This is a genomic window from Microbacterium sp. ZW3a, from assembly GCF_057167165.1.
This window is the reverse complement of sequence record NZ_CM169903.1, coordinates 1-16942: the sequence shown is the minus strand read 5'-3', so window position 1 is coordinate 16942 and position 16942 is coordinate 1. Positions and strand designations below refer to the sequence as shown.

Sequence of the window (16942 nt, the reverse complement as noted above, 5' to 3'; positions counted from 1 at the left end):
GGAGTTTTTACCGTGACCACTGAGACGCGCGTCCTCTCGGGACGCTACCGTGTCGACGACCTCATCGGTCGCGGCGGTATGGCCAGCGTCTACCGCGGCTACGACCAGACTCTCGGGCGCACGGTCGCGATCAAGATCCTGAAGGCCGAGCTGGCCGGCGACGCGGCGTTCCGCACCCGGTTCCGGCTCGAGGCGCAGGCGGCTTCCCGGATGGCGCACCCCACGATCGTCCGGGTGTTCGACGCGGGCGAAGACATCGAGGTCGGTGTCGACGGGCACGAACGCCCCGTTCCGTACATCGTCATGGAGTTGGTGCACGGAAAGCTCCTGAAAGACATCATCGCCTCAGGCCCCGTGCCCATCGACGATGCGCTCCGCTACATCGACGGCATCCTGGAAGCCCTCGAGTACTCGCACCGTGCGGGGGTCGTGCACCGCGACATCAAGCCCGGCAACGTCATGATCACCGAAGCCGGTCGCGTCAAGGTGATGGACTTCGGTATCGCACGCGCGGTGTCGGACTCGTCTTCGACGGTCGCCGAGACGACCGCGATCGTGGGGACCGCGGCCTACTTCTCGCCCGAGCAGGCCAAGGGCGAGTCCGTCGATGCGCGTGCCGACCTCTACTCCACAGGTGTGGTGCTCTACGAGCTGCTCACCGGCCGCCCCCCGTTCCGGGGCGACACCCCGGTCGCGGTTGCGTATCAGCACGTCAGCGAGGCGCCCCTTCCGCCGAGCGAGTTCAACGAGGCGGTGCCGCGCGCACTCGACGCGGTCGTGCTCCGCGCCCTCGCGAAGGATCCGTTCCAGCGCCCGCAGGACGCGGCCGGCTTCCGCGAAGACCTCGACGCCACCGTCGAGGGCAAAGAGCCCACGAAGCGCCAGATGTCGGCGCTGTCGAACGAGCTCTACGGCCCCAATCCCCGGCAGGCGGCCGAGACCGCCCGGTCGCTGCGCCAGCTCAGCACCGACACGACCATGCGCCGCACGCAGCCCGGTCCGCCCGTGGCGTGGATCTGGGCGGGCGTGGCGATCCTGGCCGTCCTCCTGGTCTCGGTGCTCTTCTGGGTCGTGCAGATCCAGCCGTCCAACGACGTCCCCACCGCCGGCCGAACGATTCCCGACGTCATCGACATGCCGTACGACAATGCGGTCGAGGCACTCGAGAACGAGGACCTCTTCGCCAAACGCGTCGAAGAGTCCAGCGAGACGATCGCCGAGGGCCACGTCGTGCGCACGACGCCCGGCGCCGACACATCTGTTGCCGCGGGACAAGAGGTCACCGTGTTCGTCTCGACCGGTGCCAACACGGCCACGGTCCCCACGCTCGAGGGCATCAGCGAGAGCGAGGCGCGAGGCGCGCTCGAGAGAGAGGGTCTCTCGCTCGGTCTGGTGCAACGCAAGCCTGACCCCGCACTCGCTGCGGGAGTCGTGATGTCGGCGAGCGTGGCATCCGGGACCGAGGTCGCCAAGGGCACGACCGTGAACCTCGTCGTCGCCAGCGGAACGGTCGAACTCGTCGACTACACGGGCTACCCCGTCGACATCGCCCAGCGCGAACTCGAGTCCGAAGCACTGCAACTGACGGTGCGCACCCAGGAAGATTCGGCGTGCCCCGCGACCGGCACTCCTCAGGTGCAGGCGCAGTCGCTCGCCCCGGGCGAAGTCCCCATCCACAGTGAGATCACGCTGACCTACTGCTCGGGCTCCTGAGTCCGGCGGGGGTGCAAGCGGCCTCCCGCGGCCGCAGCACCGGGGAGGCCGGCATCCTCCAGCCAGGTGCCCAGCAGAGTGTGACCTCCCTCGGTGAGCACACTCTCGGGATGGAACTGCACGCCGACGAGCGGTGCCGTGCGATGTGCCAGCCCCATGATGACCCCGGACTCGCTGCGCGCGGTCACGACCAGATCGTCGGGGATCGTCGCGGGATCAACCGCGAGCGAGTGGTACCGCGTCGCCGTGAAACCGTCGGGCAACCCCGCGAACACGCCACGCCCGTCGTGGTGGATACGACTGGTGATCCCGTGCAGGAGCTCGGGTGCACGCGAGACACGGGCCCCGAAGGCCACCGCGAGGGCCTGGTGACCGAGACAGACCCCGAGCAACGGGATACCACGCGCCTGCGCCTCACGCACGACCACGATCGATGCGCCGGCGTCGGTCGGGTGGCCCGGCCCGGGCGAGACCAGGACGGCGTCCGCGCCCTCGACGAGGTCGGCAGCCGGTGCGGCGTCGGCGGACCGCAGGGTCACGGCAGCGCCGAGGTCACTGACATACCCCGCGAGGGTGTGGACGAAGCTGTCGCGGTTGTCGACGACGACAACGCGGAAGCTCACTCGACCGTGACCTCTTGGGGATAAACCATGTCGCTCACCCACGGGAAGACGAAGAAGAACAGTCCATAGAGGACGGCGGCGGCGAGAACCAGAACGATCAGCAGACGCACCCACCAGGGGCCGGGGAGCACACGCCAGAGGGCACCGTACATCAGGCAGCTCCCGTGGTCAGCGACGCGGGCGGACCGTCCGCCCGCGGGGTGAACGATTCGAACATGCCGTAGGCAATGGCCCGCTCAGAGAAGCCGTAGCGCGGGCTGCACGTCGTCATGGTGATGATCTTGTCGGTCGCCTGCACTTCGGTGACCTGCGGAACCGGGAGGAGTACCCCCACGCCGTCGGGCTGGACGTACTCGAGGTTGCGGAACCGGTACGTGTACCAGCCGTCCGGGGTCTCGACGACGACGGCGTCGCCGATCCGCAGCGAGGGGAGATCCGCGAACGGGGCCCCGTGGCTGCCGCGGTGTCCGGCGATCGCGAAGTTGCCGGCCTCCCCTGGCATCGCCGTGTCGGGGTAGTGACCGATGCCGATGGGATCCAGCGTCACCGAAGCACTCACTCCGCCCGCGACCTTGAACTGGTAGTCGGGCCCGAGACGGGGGATACGCAGAACTCCGAAGACCTCGCCGTTTCCGGGCTGCGGGAGCGCGGGCGGTTCGATCGAGGCCGGGTCCGACGAATCCCGGCCGGGCTCGGGGGTCACCGGCGCTTCCGCCCATTCCTGGGTGAGGGAGTCGGCCTCGCTCTTGAACTGCGCTCCGATGATCGCGTCGCCGATCCAGAGTTGCCACGCGACGAAGAGGAGCACGAGGACACCGGCGGTCAGCAACAGGTCGCCGAGCACGCCGAGAACAGACACCCGGCGCCGGGGTGTCGCACGACGACGGGCGGCACGGCGCGTGGAGGGTTCCTCGACGGTGGACACCAGGCGATTCTAGTTCCGTGCGTCGACAGGACCGCCTTATAGACTGGGCCGCATGGCACGTACTGGCAACGGCGAAGACCCGATCGCTGAGCGCAATGAGGGTGTAACCACGCCGAATCCGGTGTGGTTCCTGCCGATCATGATCGGCCTCATGGTCATCGGGTTGGTGTGGGTCCTCGTCTTTTACCTCAGCAGCTCGCAGTTCCCCATCCCCGGTATCGGGGCGTGGAACCTGGTCATCGGCTTCGGGATCGCCTTCGTCGGCTTCCTGATGACCACGCGCTGGCGCTGACACCCACTCGACTTACACCTGTGTAATTCATCCCCACCTGTGGATGAGCCTGTGGATAACTGTCAGTAGTAGACCAGCGGCGGGATCGCCAGAAGCCCAAATAGCACCACCGTGAGGGTGACGAGGAGCGCGATCTGCACCGATCGCTGGCGGAGAGCACGCGTGCGCGAGTAAATCAGGCCGATGGCGGCACCGACGACGAGTCCGCCGAGGTGTGCCTGCCACGAGACACCGACGTTGTTCAGCGCGCCGACGAAGTCGCCCGTGCCCAGCGACGAGATGAACGCGACGACGAACGGCCAGACGAAGTTGATGCCGATCAGGATCGCGATGACGCGGATGTCGGCGCCGATGTGCCGCCCGATGACCAGCAGAGCGCCGAAGAGAGCGAAGATCGCGCCGGACGCTCCGACGACGACGGTCGTCGGAGCCAGGAGCGCGACGGCCACCGAGCCGCCGAGCGCGCCCAGCACGTAGAGCAGAACGAAGCGCCAGCGCCCGAGCAGCGGCTCGAGGTTCCGCCCGATGAACCACAGCGCGAGCATGTTCAACCCGACGTGGAAAAAGCCCGAGTGCACGAGCGCCGCGGTGAACAGGCGCCACGGCTCGATGGCCCCGAACTGGGGAACCAGGTAGGGCGGATAGAACGCCAGCGCATTGGTCAGGATGCCACCGACTCCGGGGATGAGTCCGATGATGTACGCGAGGCCGGTGATGGCGATGATCGCCAGCGTCGCGCGCGGGCGTCCCTCGGCGACGACCGCCGCCGGACGGGACGCGCGCCACCGGCGCTGCGCCTTCTTTTGCGCGGGCGTCACGGACGCGCGCTGCTGCGCCATGCACTCCGGGCAGATGACGCCGACGGCGGCGGGGGTCCGGCACTCCGAGCACACCGTACGCAAACACCGCTGGCAGAGCACGAAGCTCTGCCGATCGGGATGCCGGTAGCAGAAGTTGTCGCTATTGCGACGGAACTCTTCGGTCGTGGACACCCGCCGCCGTCCGGATAGTCAGACGGAGACGACGTCGACCGACTCGAGCACGACCGGCTCGATCGGCTTGTCGCCTGCGGCGGTGGGCACCTTGCTGATCGCGTCGACGACCTTCTTGGAGTCGTCGTCGGCAACCTCGCCGAAGATCGTGTGCTTGCCCTGAAGCCACGGGGTGGGGTCGGTGGTGATGAAGAACTGCGAACCGTTCGTGCCCTCGGGCTGTCCGGTGATCGCGTTGCGACGAAGACCGGCGTTCGCCATCGCGAGCTTGTACGGCTGCGAGAAGTCGAGTTCGGGGTGGATCTCGTCGTTGAACGTGTACCCGGGACCGCCGATGCCCTGACCGAGCGGGTCTCCGCCCTGGATCATGAAGCCGGGGATGATGCGGTGGAACACGATGTTCGAGTAGAGCGGACCCTCACCCTTGGCGCCGGTGGCCGGGTTGGTCCATTCCTGGGAGCCGTCGGCGAGGCCGACGAAGTTGCGGACGGTTCGGGGCGCGTGGTCGCCGAACAGGTTGACGACGATGTCGCCGTGGTTGGTGTGCAGGGTCGCAACGGCGGAGTGGGAAGCCATGGGTACATTCTCTCAGAGTTATCTGCAAGGGTCGGCGGTCCGGGAGCGCCCTTCTGGCAAGATGAGGGGCGTACATCCCATCGACAGGGAGGATGAAGCCGTGGGCCTCAGCCGCAAGAGCAAGAAGGAACTGCGAAAGCTCCAGAAGCACGCCGCCAAGGTGTGGGAGTCGCAGCAGGTTCTGCTGAGCGAGAGCGGAGAGGTGGCTCGCGAAGCGGGTCGCCAGCTCGGTCGCTTCAGCCGTGAAGACCTCGTTCCCGCCGTGCACGACGGCTACGACAAGTACGCCGCGCCGTACGTCGACAAGAGTGTCACCTACGCCAACCGCTTCCTGAGCGGCAAGGTCATCCCGGCGGCCGGTGCCGTCGTGGGCGGGGCCATGTCGGTGTGGGACGCCGCGGGCGACACCCGCGACCGCCTGGCCAAGGGCCGCGGCTTCGAGCTCGACACTCACAAGTACGCCAAGCGTGCCGAGAAGTACGGCAAGAAGGCCACCAAGAAGCTCTCGGCGAAGCTGCCCCAGCAGAACAACGGCATGGGCGCCGGTGGCGTCATCGCCATCATCCTCGGTGTCGTCGCCGCGGCCGGAGTCGCGTACGCCGCCTGGCAGACGCTGCGCGCCGACGACGAGCTGTGGGTGGCCGACGACCCGCTCCGCGCTCCCGACGCGTGAGCGATCCCACCATCAGAGTCAGAGAGGCCGCGCGTGAGCGCGGCCTCTCTGTCGATGTGCGCGAGCGGCCCGCCGCGGCCTCGCTCGACGAAGCCGCCGAGCTTCTCGGCATCCCACCCGAGGCCATCGTGAAAACGCTCGTGGTCAAGCGATCCGATGACACCTTTCTGTTCGCCCTCGTCCCCGGCGACCGGGTGATCTCGTGGCCCAAGCTTCGGGCTGTCGTGGGCGTGAACAAGCTCCGTCTGCCCGAGCCCGAGCTGGCCCTCGCCGCCACCGGGTATGAGCGCGGCACGATCGTCCCCCTCGGGAGCACGACCGACTGGCCCGTGTACGCCGACGAGAGCATCGTGGGACGCCGGATCGCCATGGGCGCCGGGGCGCACGGCTACAGCCTCTTCGTCGACGCCGACGATCTGATCCGCGCCTACGACGCGACGGTCGCCGACATCACGTCGACGCGCGACTGACACCGGATCGCGGCCGCGTCAGGCCCGCCATCGAGAAGGCGATGTCGACGAGCTGCACGCGGCGCAACCGACGCGCCGCCGAGAGGGTGAACCACTCGGCTCGGTCGGTCGATCCGTCGGCCTCGTTGCGCAGTCGTCCGCCCACGACGTGTGCGCGATAGACGATGCGCAGCGCGTGCAGCGGTTGCGGGGCATCCGCCGCCAGGCGGGCCTCCGCCGGAATCACGCGGGAATGGATGCCGAGCAGCTCGTCGATCACGACGCGGTACCCCGTCTCTTCCCGCACCTCGCGGCGCGCTGCACGTTCCGGATCTTCCCCCGGCTCGAGACCGCCACCGGGGAGCGTCCACGCCGCTCGACGGCCCTCGACCCAGTGCGCGAGCAAGACGCGAGCGTCGCCGTCGGTGATGACGGCGTAAGCGGCGACTCGCATATCCATGGCGATCACCCTAGTAGCGAGCGTCGCCGGCATCGGAACGGAAAAGAAAAGAGCCGGCCGGAGCCGACTCTTTCGTGATGTGGAGCCTAGGAGATTCGAACTCCTGACATCCTGCTTGCAAAGCAGGCGCTCTACCAGCTGAGCTAAGGCCCCGAAGGGGAACGGGGTGGGGCTACCAGGACTTGAACCTGGGACCTCTTCATTATCAGTGAAGCGCTCTAACCGCCTGAGCTATAGCCCCGTCTCGCTGACGTAACGTCGTCAACCTCGAAGACTTTACCTGAATCTCGAGGTTTTTCCGAATCGGCGTCAGTTGGAGGTGAAGCCCACGAGCAGACCACCCGTGACCTTGACCGCGAGGTTGTAGATGCCGGCCACCACGGCGCCCATCACCGTCACCACGACGAGGTTCAGGATCGCCACGATCGCCGCGAACGCCATCACCTGGGGCAGGGCCACATACTGCGAGAGCGTGGCGCTGCCGTCGGTGAAGCTCGCGAAGAACTCGTCGGCCTTGCCGATGAGCCCGGTGGCACTGACGACCAGGTAGACCAGGAAGTACGACACAACGGTGACCACGGCGATGGCCACGGCCGCCAGGAACGAAAGCTTCACGGCCGACCAGAAGTCGATGTAGACCAAGCGCAGGCGCACCTGCTTGGCCGGGGACTTCTGCGTCGACTTCTTGGCGAGCTTGTCGGCTACCGTGCTCATGCGTCCGTACTTTCCTCAGGGGTCTCGGAAGAGGAGGCGTTCTCGGCTGCGAGGGATGCAGCGGGATCGGTGGTCGTCTCCGTCGTCTCGGCGAGGTTCCGCTCGCTGTTTCTCGCGATCGCGATGATCCTGTCATCGCCTCCGGCGCGAGCGAACACGACACCCATCGTGTCGCGTCCCTTGGCAGGCACCTCGGCCACGGAGGAGCGTACCACCTTGCCGCTGGCAAGAACCACAAGGACCTCGTCACCCTCGGAGACCATCATTCCACCCGCGAGAACACCGCGATCGTCGGTCAGACGAGCCACCTTGATGCCCAGGCCACCGCGGTTCTGCATGCGGTATTCGGTGACGGCCGTGCGCTTGGCGTAGCCTCCCTCGGTGACGACGAAGACGAACTCGTCGTCTCGGGCGACGGATGCCGAGAGCAGACTGTCGCCGGCACGGAAGTCCATGCCCTTCACACCCGAGGTCGACCGGCCCATCGGACGCAGGGCACTGTCGGTGGCGGAGAAGCGCAGCGACATCCCCAGTCGGCTGATGAGGAGGATGTCATCGCCCTGGTCGACCAGGAGCGCGCTGACCAGCTCGTCGGAGGCGCCCTGCTCGGTCTCGTCGCCGTCGTCGGACGCCTGACCGCGGAGCTTGATCGCGATCACCCCGCCCTGACGGTTGGTGTCGTATTCGGTGAGGCGCGTCTTCTTGACCAGTCCCGCACGAGTGGCCAACACGAGGTAGGTCGCGACGGTGTAATCACGGATATCGAGAATCTGGGCGATCTCTTCGTCGGGCTGGAGCGCCAGGAGGTTCGCGACGTGCTGGCCCTTGGCATCCCGGCCCGCCTCGGGCACCTCGTACGCCTTCGAGCGGTAGACCCGACCCTTGTTCGTGAAGAACAGCAGCCAGTGGTGGGTCGTGGTGACGAAGAAGTGCTCGACCACGTCGTCGGCACGCAGTTGCGCGCCCTTCACGCCCTTGCCACCGCGATGCTGCGAGCGGTAGTTGTCGCTGCGCGTGCGCTTGATGTAGCCGTCGCGGGTGACCGTGACGACCATCTCTTCCTCGGCGATGAGATCTTCGACCGACACGTCGCCGTCGTAACCGTGCAGGATCTCGGTACGACGGTCGTCGCCGAAGCGGTCGACGATCGCGGTGAGCTCGTCGCGGATGATCGTCCGCTGGCGGGCGGGGGTGGCGAGGATGTCGTTGTAGTCGGCGATGCGCGCCTCGAGCTCCAGCGCCTCGTCGACGATCTTCTGGCGCTCGAGGGCAGCCAGTCGACGCAGCTGCATGTCGAGGATGGCCTGCGCCTGGATGTCGTCGATGTCGAGGAGCGTCTGCAGGCCCTCATTGGCATCCTGAGCCGTCGGCGAACGGCGGATGAGCGCGATGACCTCGTCGAGCGCGTCGAGCGCCTTCAGGTAGCCGCGCAGGATGTGCATGCGCTCTTCGGCCTTGCGCAGGCGATAGCGCGTGCGACGGACGATGACCTCGACCTGGTGGTCGATCCACAGGCTGATGAAGCCGTCGAGCGACAGGGTGCGCGGCACGCCGTCGACGATCGCCAGCATGTTGGCGCCGAAATTGTCTTGCAGCTGGGTGTGCTTGTACAGGTTGTTCAGCACGACCTTGGCGACCGCGTCGCGCTTGAGCACGATGACCAGTCGCTGGCCGGTACGGCCCGAGGTCTCGTCGCGGATATCGGCGATTCCGGTGATCTTGCCCTCGCGCGCGAGGTCGCCGATCTTCACCGCAACGTTGTCGGGGTTGACCTGGTACGGCAGCTCGGTGATGACCAGGCACGTGCGGCCCTGGATCTCTTCGATGTTGACGACCGCGCGCATCGTGATCGACCCGCGACCGGTGCGGTACGCCTCTTTGATGCCCCGGGTGCCGAGAATCTGCGCGGCAGTGGGGAAGTCGGGGCCGGGAATGCGCGCCATGAGCGCGTCGAGCAGCTCTTCGCGAGTGGCCTCGGGGTGCTCGAGGGCCCACAGCGCACCCGCCGAGACCTCACGGAGGTTGTGCGGGGGAATGTTGGTCGCCATACCGACCGCGATGCCGACCGACCCGTTGACGAGGAGGTTCGGGAAGCGCGACGGCAGGACCGTGGGCTCCTGCGTCTGCCCGTCGTAGTTGTCCTCGAAGTCGACGGTCTCTTCCTCGATGTCGCGCACCATCTCGAGCGCGAGGGGAGCCATCTTCGTCTCGGTGTACCGCGGGGCGGCCGCGCCCTGGTTACCGGGCGAGCCGAAGTTTCCCTGGCCGAGCGCGAGCGGGTAGCGCAGCGACCACGGCTGCACCAGGCGCACGAGCGCATCGTAGATCGGAGCGTCACCGTGCGGGTGGTAGTGCCCCATGACCTCGCCCACGACACGGGCGCACTTCGAGAACGACTTGTCGGGGCGGAAACCGCCGTCGTACATGCCGTAGATCACGCGGCGGTGCACGGGTTTCAGGCCGTCGCGCACGTCGGGCAGAGCACGCCCGACGATCACGCTCATCGCATAGTCGAGGTAGCTCCGCTGCATCTCGAGCTGAAGATCGACCTGGTCGATCCGGCCGTGGTTGTGAGCGGACTCGTCGCGGGCGTCTTCGGGCTCAGGGGTGGTGTCGTCAGCCATGGATTCTCAGTTTCGTATCGGAGTCGACGAGATCAGATGTCGAGGAAGCGGACGTCTTTGGCGTTGCGCTGGATGAAGCTGCGTCGCGACTCGACGTCTTCTCCCATGAGCACCGAGAAGATCTCGTCGGCCGCGGCGGCGTCGTCGATCGTCACCTGCTTGAGCGTGCGCGTCTGGGGGTCCATCGTGGTCTCCCAGAGCTCGTGGTCGTTCATCTCACCGAGACCCTTATAACGCTGGATGCCGTTGTCTTTGGGAATACGGCGACCGGCGGCCTGCCCCTCGACCAGCATCGCGTCGCGCTCACGGTCGCTGAAGGCGTACTCGTGCGGGTGGTTGGACCACTTCAGGCGATACAGCGGCGGCTGTGCGAGGTAGACGTAGCCGGACTCGATGAGACCGCGCATATAGCGGAACAGCAGGGTCAGCAGCAGTGTGGTGATGTGCTGGCCGTCGACATCGGCATCCGCCATCAGCACGATCTTGTGGTACCGAGCCTTGGCCATGTCGAAGTCCTCGCCGATGCCCGTACCGAAGGCCTGGATCATCGCCTGGACTTCCTTGTTGCCGAGGGCGCGGTCCAGCCGCGCGCGCTCGACGTTGAGGATCTTGCCGCGCAGAGCGAGAATCGCCTGCGTGTGCGGGTCGCGCCCCTGCACCGCCGACCCGCCGGCCGAGTCACCCTCGACGAGGAAGATCTCGCTGATCGAGGGGTCTTTCGAGGTGCAGTCCTTGAGCTTGTCGGGCATGGCTGCCGACTCGAACACGCTCTTGCGGCGCGCGGTTTCGCGAGCTTTACGAGCGGCGAGGCGGGCCGTGGCGGCATCGATGGCCTTGCGGATGATGTTCTTCGCCTGGCCGGGGTTGCGGTCGAACCAGTCGCCGAGCTTGTCGCCGACGACCTTCTGCACGAACGCGCGGGCCTCGGTGTTGCCGAGCTTGGTCTTGGTCTGACCCTCGAACTGCGGCTCGGACAGCTTCACCGAGATGACGGCCGTGAGACCCTCACGGATGTCGTCACCGGTGAGGTTGTCGTCTTTCTCTTTGAGGAGGTTGTTCGCGCGCGCGTAGCGATTGACGAGCGTCGTCAGTGCCGCGCGGAACCCCTCTTCGTGGGTGCCACCCTCGTGCGTGTTGATCGTGTTCGCGTACGTGAAGACGTTCTCGGTGTATGCGGTCGTCCACTGCATCGCCAGCTCGAGCGCGATCTTGCGGTCGTTGTCTTCTGACTCGACCTCGATGATCTCGTCATTGACGACGTCGGCTTTGCGGACGCGGTTGAGGTGCTCGACGTAGTCGACGAGACCGCGCTCGTAGAGGAAGCTGTCGTGCCGGCCCTGGGTGACCTCTTCGCCGGGCTCTCCCTCGGTCACGACCGACTGCGGGCGCTCGTCACGGAGAGTGAGGCGCAGTCCCTTGTTGAGGAACGCCATCTGCTGGAAGCGTGTCCGCAGCGTGTCGTAGTCGAAGTCGACGGTGTCGAAGATCGTGGCATCCGGCCAGAACGTGATCGTCGTTCCGGTTTCGTCGCTCGCTTCGCCCTGCGCGAGCGGAGCGAGAGGGACACCGCCGTCGCGGAAGGACTGGCGCCACACGTGGCCTTGACGCCTGACCTCCACCTCGAGGCGCGTGGAGAGCGCGTTGACCACCGAAGACCCGACGCCGTGCAGACCGCCCGATACGGCGTACCCGCCGCCACCGAACTTTCCTCCGGCGTGCAGCACGGTGAGCACGACCTCGACGGTCGACTTGCCCTCGGTGCGGTGCATGTCGACGGGGATGCCACGACCGTTGTCGATCACGCGGACAGCACCGTCGGAGAGGATCGTGACGTCGATGGTGTCGCAATACCCGGCGAGGGCCTCGTCGACGGAGTTGTCGACGATCTCTTGCACGAGGTGGTGCAGACCCCGCTCACCGGTCGAACCGATGTACATACCCGGGCGCTTACGGACGGCCTCGAGACCCTCGAGCACCTGGATGGCGTCGGCCCCGTACTCGTTGCGAACCTTCGTGCTGGTCTTTTCGGGATCCTCGGGAACGCTGTCGGGGTTTTCGGACGTCATGACTTCGCGAGCTCCAGATCGATTCGTCGGAACCTCCATCTTATCGCGCGAGGCTTCGTAAATCGGTGTGTACGCCCCTAGGAGGGGAGAAATCGCCTCAATCCAACACCGACCATGCCCTAGCCGTAGGTATCGCGCGGGCCGCGGCCTGGAACGGCTCTCGTCCCCCATTTCCAAGAGGGGACGTCCGGCCCGATGAAGCGAATGCTCTCGACCCCCGCCTCGGGGAACCGTCGGACGATCTCCGAGAGGATGTGCGCGCGCATGAGCTGAAGCTGCTTGGCCCACGCGGTGGAGTCGGCTTGCACGGTCAGCATGCCGGCATCCAGGGCCACCGGACGCGTGTGCGCAGCCGTATCGGCGCCGGCCACGTCGTGCCACGTACGCACGAGATCTTCGCGCGCGAGCTGCGGCTCCCACCCGGCGGACTGCGTCAGTGCCGAGAGAACGTCGCCGAGTCCGCGTGGGTCGCGACCGGGGGTGAAGGGGGCGTTCTCGCCGTCGTCAGCGCGACGCCGACGCTTCTTCTTACGGTACGGCGAGGGCTCCAGCCCGCGCAGGCGCAGGTAGGTGGCCATGGTCTCGGGGAGATCGGCGTCGTCAGCCATCGGAGCCCTCGATACGACCGGCCTCGACACGAACGACGTGCGCGCGCAGGCCGTCGGGCACGTCTTCTTCGACCGCCGAGGTGACGATGACCTGCTCGTATCCGGCGACGAGTTCGGCCAGACGGGTGCGGCGCCCGGCATCGAGCTCGGCGAACACGTCGTCGAGAATGAGCACCGGATCGCCCAGCCGCGACTCGGCACGCAGCAGCTGAGCGGATGCCAGCCGCAGGGCCAGAGCCACCGACCAGGACTCCCCGTGCGAGGCGTACCCCTTGACCGGCAATCCGCGCACCTCGAGCACGAGATCGTCGCGGTGGGGACCCACGAGAGTGAGCCCGCGCTCGAGTTCGGCGGGTCGCCGCGCCGCGAGCGCGGCGCGGAACTGCTCGGCCAGCGGCCCACTCGCGCCCGTCGCCGCGCGCTCGTCGCCCTCTTCGGGATCGCCGCCGCCGACCGACAGCGCCCAGCTCAAGCGCGGATCGTGGTCGGCGCCCGCGATCGCGGTGTACGCCTCGGAGACGGGAGTCGACAGATCGGATGCCAGCGCCAGCCGCGCCTCGATCACTTCGGTGCCGAGGGCGACGAGCTTGTCGTCCCACACGTCGAGGGTGCCGAGGGCGTCGCCACGCACCCCGCGGGCGCGAGCGGATTTGAGCAACGCGGTGCGCTGACGCAGCACCCGGTCGTAGTCGGCAAGCACGCCCGACATGCGCGGCGACCGCTGCACGATGAGCTGGTCGGCAAAGCGTCGGCGCGACGACGGGTCACCCCGGACGATCTGCAGGTCTTCGGGGGCGAACAACACCACCTGCGCGTAGCGCGGCAGCTCGGCGGTGCGCACGTTGACTCCGTTGACACGGGCCTTGTTCGAGCCTTGCCGGTTCAGCTGGAGCTCGAGCAACACGCTGCGGTCACCGTGAGCGAGACGGGCACGAACGATCGCGGCATCCGCCCCGTCGCGCACCATCGGCGCATCGCTGGACACGCGGTGCGAGCCGAGCGTCGCGAGATAGGCGACGGCTTCGACCAGATTGGTCTTGCCCTGCCCGTTCCGACCGACGAAGAGATTGGCGCCGGCGGACAGCGCGACATCGGCGCCCGCGTAATTGCGGAAGTCCGTCAGTTCGAGCTGCTCCACGATCACCGGGTCAGACTACCCGCCGGCTCCGACACCGGCAGGTCGGCGAGCATCTCAGCGCAGAAGCAGATTGGGCTGCAGCAGGTACTTGAACGACCCCTCGCCGCCCTTGTCGACCGAGGTCTGCGGCGTGATGAGCACCGGGCTGAGCTTATTGGCGTTGTCGCTCGAGGTGAAGGTGATGCGCGTGAACTCGCTGCGAACCGCGCCGAGCGATTCGAGCAGGTACTGCGGGTTCAGGCCGAGCGTGACGTCGTCGCCGAGGAGGGTGGCATCCACCGATTCGGTCGCGCGCGCCTGCTCGGTACCCGAGGCATCCATCGACACCCCGTCGGCACCGAACGTGAAGCGCAGCGGCGCGGAACGGTCGAGCACCAGGGCGACACGTCGCACCGCCTCGGCGAGTTCGGCGGTGTTGACCACGGAGTGGTGCTCGGTCTGCTCGGGGAACAGTCGACGCACGGGCGGGAAGTTGCCCTTGATCAGGAGCGAGGTGACGGTCTTGTTCCCCGCGGTGAACGCGATGATCTCGCGGTCGCCCGAGCCCGAGAAGGCGATCGAGATGTCTCCGCCGTGCGCGAAGGTCTTTCCGACTTCCTGCAGGGTGCGCGCCGGCACGAGCGCGGAAGTGGGCTCGTCGGATGCCGCGGCACCACCGTCCCAGGGAATCTCGCGGAGGGCGACGCGGTAGCGGTCGGTGGCGACGAGGCTGAGGCGCGTGCCCGTGACCTCGAGCTGCACACCGGTGAGAACGGGGGTGACGTCGTCGCGCGACGCGGCGAAAGCCACCTGGGCGATGGCTGTGGCGAACTCGTCAGCGGGGACCAGACCGGACTCTCCGGTGACCTCGGGAATCGCGGGGTACTCCTGCACCGGCATGGAGGCGAGGGTGAAGCGCGCCGATCCGCACGTGAGGAGGATGCCGCCGTCGTCGTCGACCACGATCTGGATGGGGGCGTTGGGAAGCCGGCTGGCGATGTCGGAGAGCAGACGGCCGTGGACGAGGATCGTGCCGGGCTCGTCGACCGTGGCTTCGATCGTCGTGCGCGCGGAGGCTTCGTAGTCGAAGGCCGCGAGGGTCAGACCCTGCTCGCCCGCCTCGATGAGCACACCGGCGAGGATCGGCTGCGGATTGCGCTGTGGCAGGAGCTTGACCACGAACGAAACGGCTTCGCTGAAGACATCGCGGTTGACGTGAAACTTCACGGGCGCTCCCTTGACGGCGGTATGGCTTACCCATGCTAGCCCCCGCATGCATCGCGACACGTCGAGCGCTCGCCCGCATCCCAAGGTCATCGAATCTCTGTTAACTCGAGAAGAAGTCTTCATCTTGTTAACCGCTGTGGGAACTGTGGATAACTCTCGCGATGCGTGTTAACAGAAGGGAACTACACGCGTGTGATCTGTGGAGGCGGTGCGGAGAGCCTGGGCAGTTAACAGGTCGCGTGGGTCGGTGCTCCTTCGGTTCCTCCACAGGGTGACGCGTGTCGTTCACAAGTCATCCGCAGCGAATCGGAGTTATCCACAGGTTTTCCACATGTGTAGAACCCCTCGAGAAAGGTCATGTGGATGCCCGTCTACGGCGCGTCGGCGGTAGAAAACGACCGAGGGGTTCGCCCACGGATGTGGACGAACCCCTCGGCTCAGGCGGGCGCTCAGCGCATGCGCCCCAACTGCGTGGTGATCTCGGAGACCTGGTTGTAGATGGAGCGGCGCTCCTTCATGAGGTCGCTGATCTTCTTGTAGGCGTACATGACCGTCGTGTGATCGCGGTTGCCGAAGAGCTGGCCGATCTTGGGCAACGAGAGGCTCGTGCGCTCGCGACAGAGGTACATCGCGATCTGCCGCGCCGTTGCCACGGCCTGGGAGCGGCTCGAGCCGTAGAGGTCGTCGACGGAGAGCTTGAAGTACTGCGCGGTGGCGGTGATGATGTCGGTCGGCGAGACCACGTTGGCGTCGTCCTGGTCGATGATGTCGCGCAAGACGGTCTGCGCCAGCGACATGTCGAGGGTCGAGCGGTTGAGGCTGGCGAACGCCGACACACGGATGAGCGCGCCCTCGAGTTCGCGGATGTTCGAGGAGACGACCGTGGCGATGTACTCGAGCACGTCGTCGGGGATGAGCAGTCGCTCGCTCTGCGCCTTCTTGCGAAGGATCGCGATGCGGGTTTCGAGGTCTGGCGCCTGCACGTCGGTGATGAGACCCCACTCGAAGCGACTGCGCATACGGTCTTCGAACCCGGTGAGCTGCTTCGGCGGCAAGTCGCTCGTGATCACGACCTGCTTGTCGTGGTCATGGAGCGTGTTGAACGTATGGAAGAAGGCTTCCTGGGTCTCGGCTCGGCCCTGGAGGAACTGGATGTCGTCGATCAGCAGGATGTCGACGTCGCGGTAGCGCGCCTGGAAGGCGGACCCGCGGTTGTTCGCGATCGAGTTGATGAAGTCGTTCGTGAACTCTTCGCTCGAGACATAGCGGACCCGGATGCCGGCGTACATGCTCGCGGCGTAGTCGCCGATCGCGTGGAGGAGGTGTGTCTTGCCGAGGCCCGAGTCGCCGTAGATGAAGAGCGGGTTGTACGCCTTGGCGGGAGCTTCGGCCACGGCGACCGCGGCAGCGTGGGCGAAGCGGTTGGACTGTCCGATGACGAAGTTGTCGAAGGTGTACTTCGGGTTCAATCGGGTGTCGTTCCGGGAGGCCGGCACGATCGGGTCAGGCGCGTGTTCGGGCATCGCCGAGTGGGTCGCGTTCGACCCCGGGACCGTCTCGGGAGCGCGGTGCTCGTCGTTCGACGATGTGGTGCGGTGCGATTCGATCAGGTCGGGGTTCACGACCACGCGGAAGTTGCTCACTTCGGGGTCGATGCCCTGTACCTGCGTGAGCGCCTCGAGGATCGGCGCGCGCATGCGCTTGTTCATCTGCGCGGCGGTCAGATCGTTCGGAACATCGAGGTACAGCGTCCCGCCCATGACACCCTGCGGCACGGCGAGGTTGAGGAACCCGTGCAGCTGCGGGGTGACGCGGTCGTCGGTGAGGAGGTGGTCGAGCACGGCGGACCAGACGGGGACATCCGGAACCTCGTGCAATGACAT

The 16942-nt window shown here is 66.7% G+C and carries 17 protein-coding genes and 2 tRNA genes; 4 read left to right on the top strand and 15 right to left on the bottom strand.

Annotation, left to right across the window (positions count from 1 at the left end):
* The first annotated feature begins 12 nt into the window (after positions 1 to 12).
* On the top strand, positions 13 to 1713 hold the full coding sequence (pknB, locus tag ACU6WY_RS00095) for a Stk1 family PASTA domain-containing Ser/Thr kinase (protein WP_483820461.1): 1701 nt from the start codon (positions 13 to 15) through the stop codon (positions 1711 to 1713).
* Here pknB and ACU6WY_RS00090 read toward each other — a convergent pair.
* From ACU6WY_RS00090 to ACU6WY_RS00080, 3 genes are read right to left on the bottom strand one after another with little or no spacing between them, the layout of a single operon-like run.
* Positions 1695 to 2336 (bottom strand): anthranilate synthase component II, encoded by a 642-nt coding sequence (locus ACU6WY_RS00090; RefSeq protein WP_483820460.1) that lies wholly within the window; start codon positions 2334 to 2336, stop codon positions 1695 to 1697. The two genes, pknB and ACU6WY_RS00090, sit on opposite strands and share 19 nt — an antisense overlap.
* Complete coding sequence (locus tag ACU6WY_RS00085; protein WP_483820459.1) at positions 2333 to 2488, bottom strand: hypothetical protein; 156 nt, start codon at positions 2486 to 2488, stop codon at positions 2333 to 2335. The genes ACU6WY_RS00090 and ACU6WY_RS00085 overlap by 4 nt, the downstream gene beginning before the upstream one ends.
* Positions 2488 to 3261, bottom strand: coding sequence for a class E sortase (locus ACU6WY_RS00080; RefSeq protein WP_483820458.1), 774 nt, complete (start codon positions 3259 to 3261; stop codon positions 2488 to 2490). The genes ACU6WY_RS00085 and ACU6WY_RS00080 overlap by 1 nt, the downstream gene beginning before the upstream one ends.
* A 52-nt stretch (positions 3262 to 3313) precedes the next feature.
* On the opposite strand from ACU6WY_RS00080, the gene ACU6WY_RS00075 reads away from it, so the two are divergent.
* Positions 3314 to 3553, top strand: coding sequence for a cell division protein CrgA (locus tag ACU6WY_RS00075; RefSeq protein ID WP_483820457.1), 240 nt, complete (start codon positions 3314 to 3316; stop codon positions 3551 to 3553).
* A 62-nt stretch (positions 3554 to 3615) separates the two neighbouring features.
* On the opposite strand, the gene ACU6WY_RS00070 is transcribed toward ACU6WY_RS00075, so the two are convergent.
* Both ACU6WY_RS00070 and ACU6WY_RS00065 read right to left on the bottom strand, forming a co-directional pair.
* Complete coding sequence (locus ACU6WY_RS00070) at positions 3616 to 4545, bottom strand: rhomboid family intramembrane serine protease (protein ID WP_483820456.1); 930 nt, start codon at positions 4543 to 4545, stop codon at positions 3616 to 3618.
* Between the two features lie 18 nt (positions 4546 to 4563).
* Positions 4564 to 5121: a peptidylprolyl isomerase gene (locus ACU6WY_RS00065; RefSeq protein WP_483820455.1), complete on the bottom strand. Its 558-nt coding sequence runs from the start codon at positions 5119 to 5121 to the stop codon at positions 4564 to 4566.
* Positions 5122 to 5221: 100 nt separating this feature from the next.
* On the opposite strand from ACU6WY_RS00065, the gene ACU6WY_RS00060 reads away from it, so the two are divergent.
* Both ACU6WY_RS00060 and ACU6WY_RS00055 read left to right on the top strand, forming a co-directional pair.
* Positions 5222 to 5794, top strand: coding sequence for a DNA helicase (locus tag ACU6WY_RS00060; protein WP_483820454.1), 573 nt, complete (start codon positions 5222 to 5224; stop codon positions 5792 to 5794).
* Positions 5791 to 6264 carry an aminoacyl-tRNA deacylase gene (locus tag ACU6WY_RS00055; RefSeq protein WP_483820453.1) on the top strand — a complete coding sequence of 158 codons (474 nt, stop codon included), beginning with the start codon at positions 5791 to 5793 and terminating at the stop codon, positions 6262 to 6264. The genes ACU6WY_RS00060 and ACU6WY_RS00055 overlap by 4 nt, the downstream gene beginning before the upstream one ends.
* Here ACU6WY_RS00055 and ACU6WY_RS00050 read toward each other — a convergent pair.
* From ACU6WY_RS00050 to dnaA, 10 genes are all read right to left on the bottom strand, one after another.
* Positions 6245 to 6703 (bottom strand): NUDIX hydrolase, encoded by a 459-nt coding sequence (locus tag ACU6WY_RS00050; RefSeq protein ID WP_483820452.1) that lies wholly within the window; start codon positions 6701 to 6703, stop codon positions 6245 to 6247. The genes ACU6WY_RS00055 and ACU6WY_RS00050 overlap by 20 nt on opposite strands.
* An 80-nt stretch (positions 6704 to 6783) precedes the next feature.
* Positions 6784 to 6856 (bottom strand) — tRNA-Ala (locus ACU6WY_RS00045).
* Positions 6857 to 6870: 14 nt separating this feature from the next.
* A tRNA-Ile gene (locus ACU6WY_RS00040) sits at positions 6871 to 6944 on the bottom strand.
* Positions 6945 to 7012: 68 nt separating this feature from the next.
* The gene (locus ACU6WY_RS00035; protein WP_483820451.1) at positions 7013 to 7417 is read right to left on the bottom strand and encodes a DUF3566 domain-containing protein; all 405 of its coding nucleotides are present in this window, start codon (positions 7415 to 7417) and stop codon (positions 7013 to 7015) included.
* Positions 7414 to 10041 (bottom strand): DNA gyrase subunit A, encoded by a 2628-nt coding sequence (gene gyrA, locus ACU6WY_RS00030; protein WP_483820450.1) that lies wholly within the window; start codon positions 10039 to 10041, stop codon positions 7414 to 7416. The genes ACU6WY_RS00035 and gyrA overlap by 4 nt, the downstream gene beginning before the upstream one ends.
* A gap of 32 nt (positions 10042 to 10073) precedes the next feature.
* Positions 10074 to 12107: a DNA topoisomerase (ATP-hydrolyzing) subunit B gene (gene gyrB, locus ACU6WY_RS00025; RefSeq protein ID WP_483820449.1), complete on the bottom strand. Its 2034-nt coding sequence runs from the start codon at positions 12105 to 12107 to the stop codon at positions 10074 to 10076.
* 119 nt (positions 12108 to 12226) lie between these two features.
* A complete protein-coding gene (locus tag ACU6WY_RS00020; protein WP_483820448.1) occupies positions 12227 to 12715 on the bottom strand; it encodes a DciA family protein in 489 nt (162 codons plus the stop codon).
* Positions 12708 to 13859 carry a DNA replication/repair protein RecF gene (recF, locus tag ACU6WY_RS00015; RefSeq protein ID WP_483820447.1) on the bottom strand — a complete coding sequence of 384 codons (1152 nt, stop codon included), beginning with the start codon at positions 13857 to 13859 and terminating at the stop codon, positions 12708 to 12710. Before recF ends, ACU6WY_RS00020 begins: the two co-directional genes overlap by 8 nt.
* A gap of 48 nt (positions 13860 to 13907) precedes the next feature.
* Positions 13908 to 15059 carry a DNA polymerase III subunit beta gene (gene dnaN, locus ACU6WY_RS00010; protein WP_483820446.1) on the bottom strand — a complete coding sequence of 384 codons (1152 nt, stop codon included), beginning with the start codon at positions 15057 to 15059 and terminating at the stop codon, positions 13908 to 13910.
* Positions 15060 to 15508: 449 nt separating this feature from the next.
* Positions 15509 to 16819, bottom strand: coding sequence for a chromosomal replication initiator protein DnaA (dnaA, locus tag ACU6WY_RS00005; RefSeq protein ID WP_483821932.1), 1311 nt, complete (start codon positions 16817 to 16819; stop codon positions 15509 to 15511).
* Positions 16820 to 16942 lie beyond the last annotated feature (123 nt).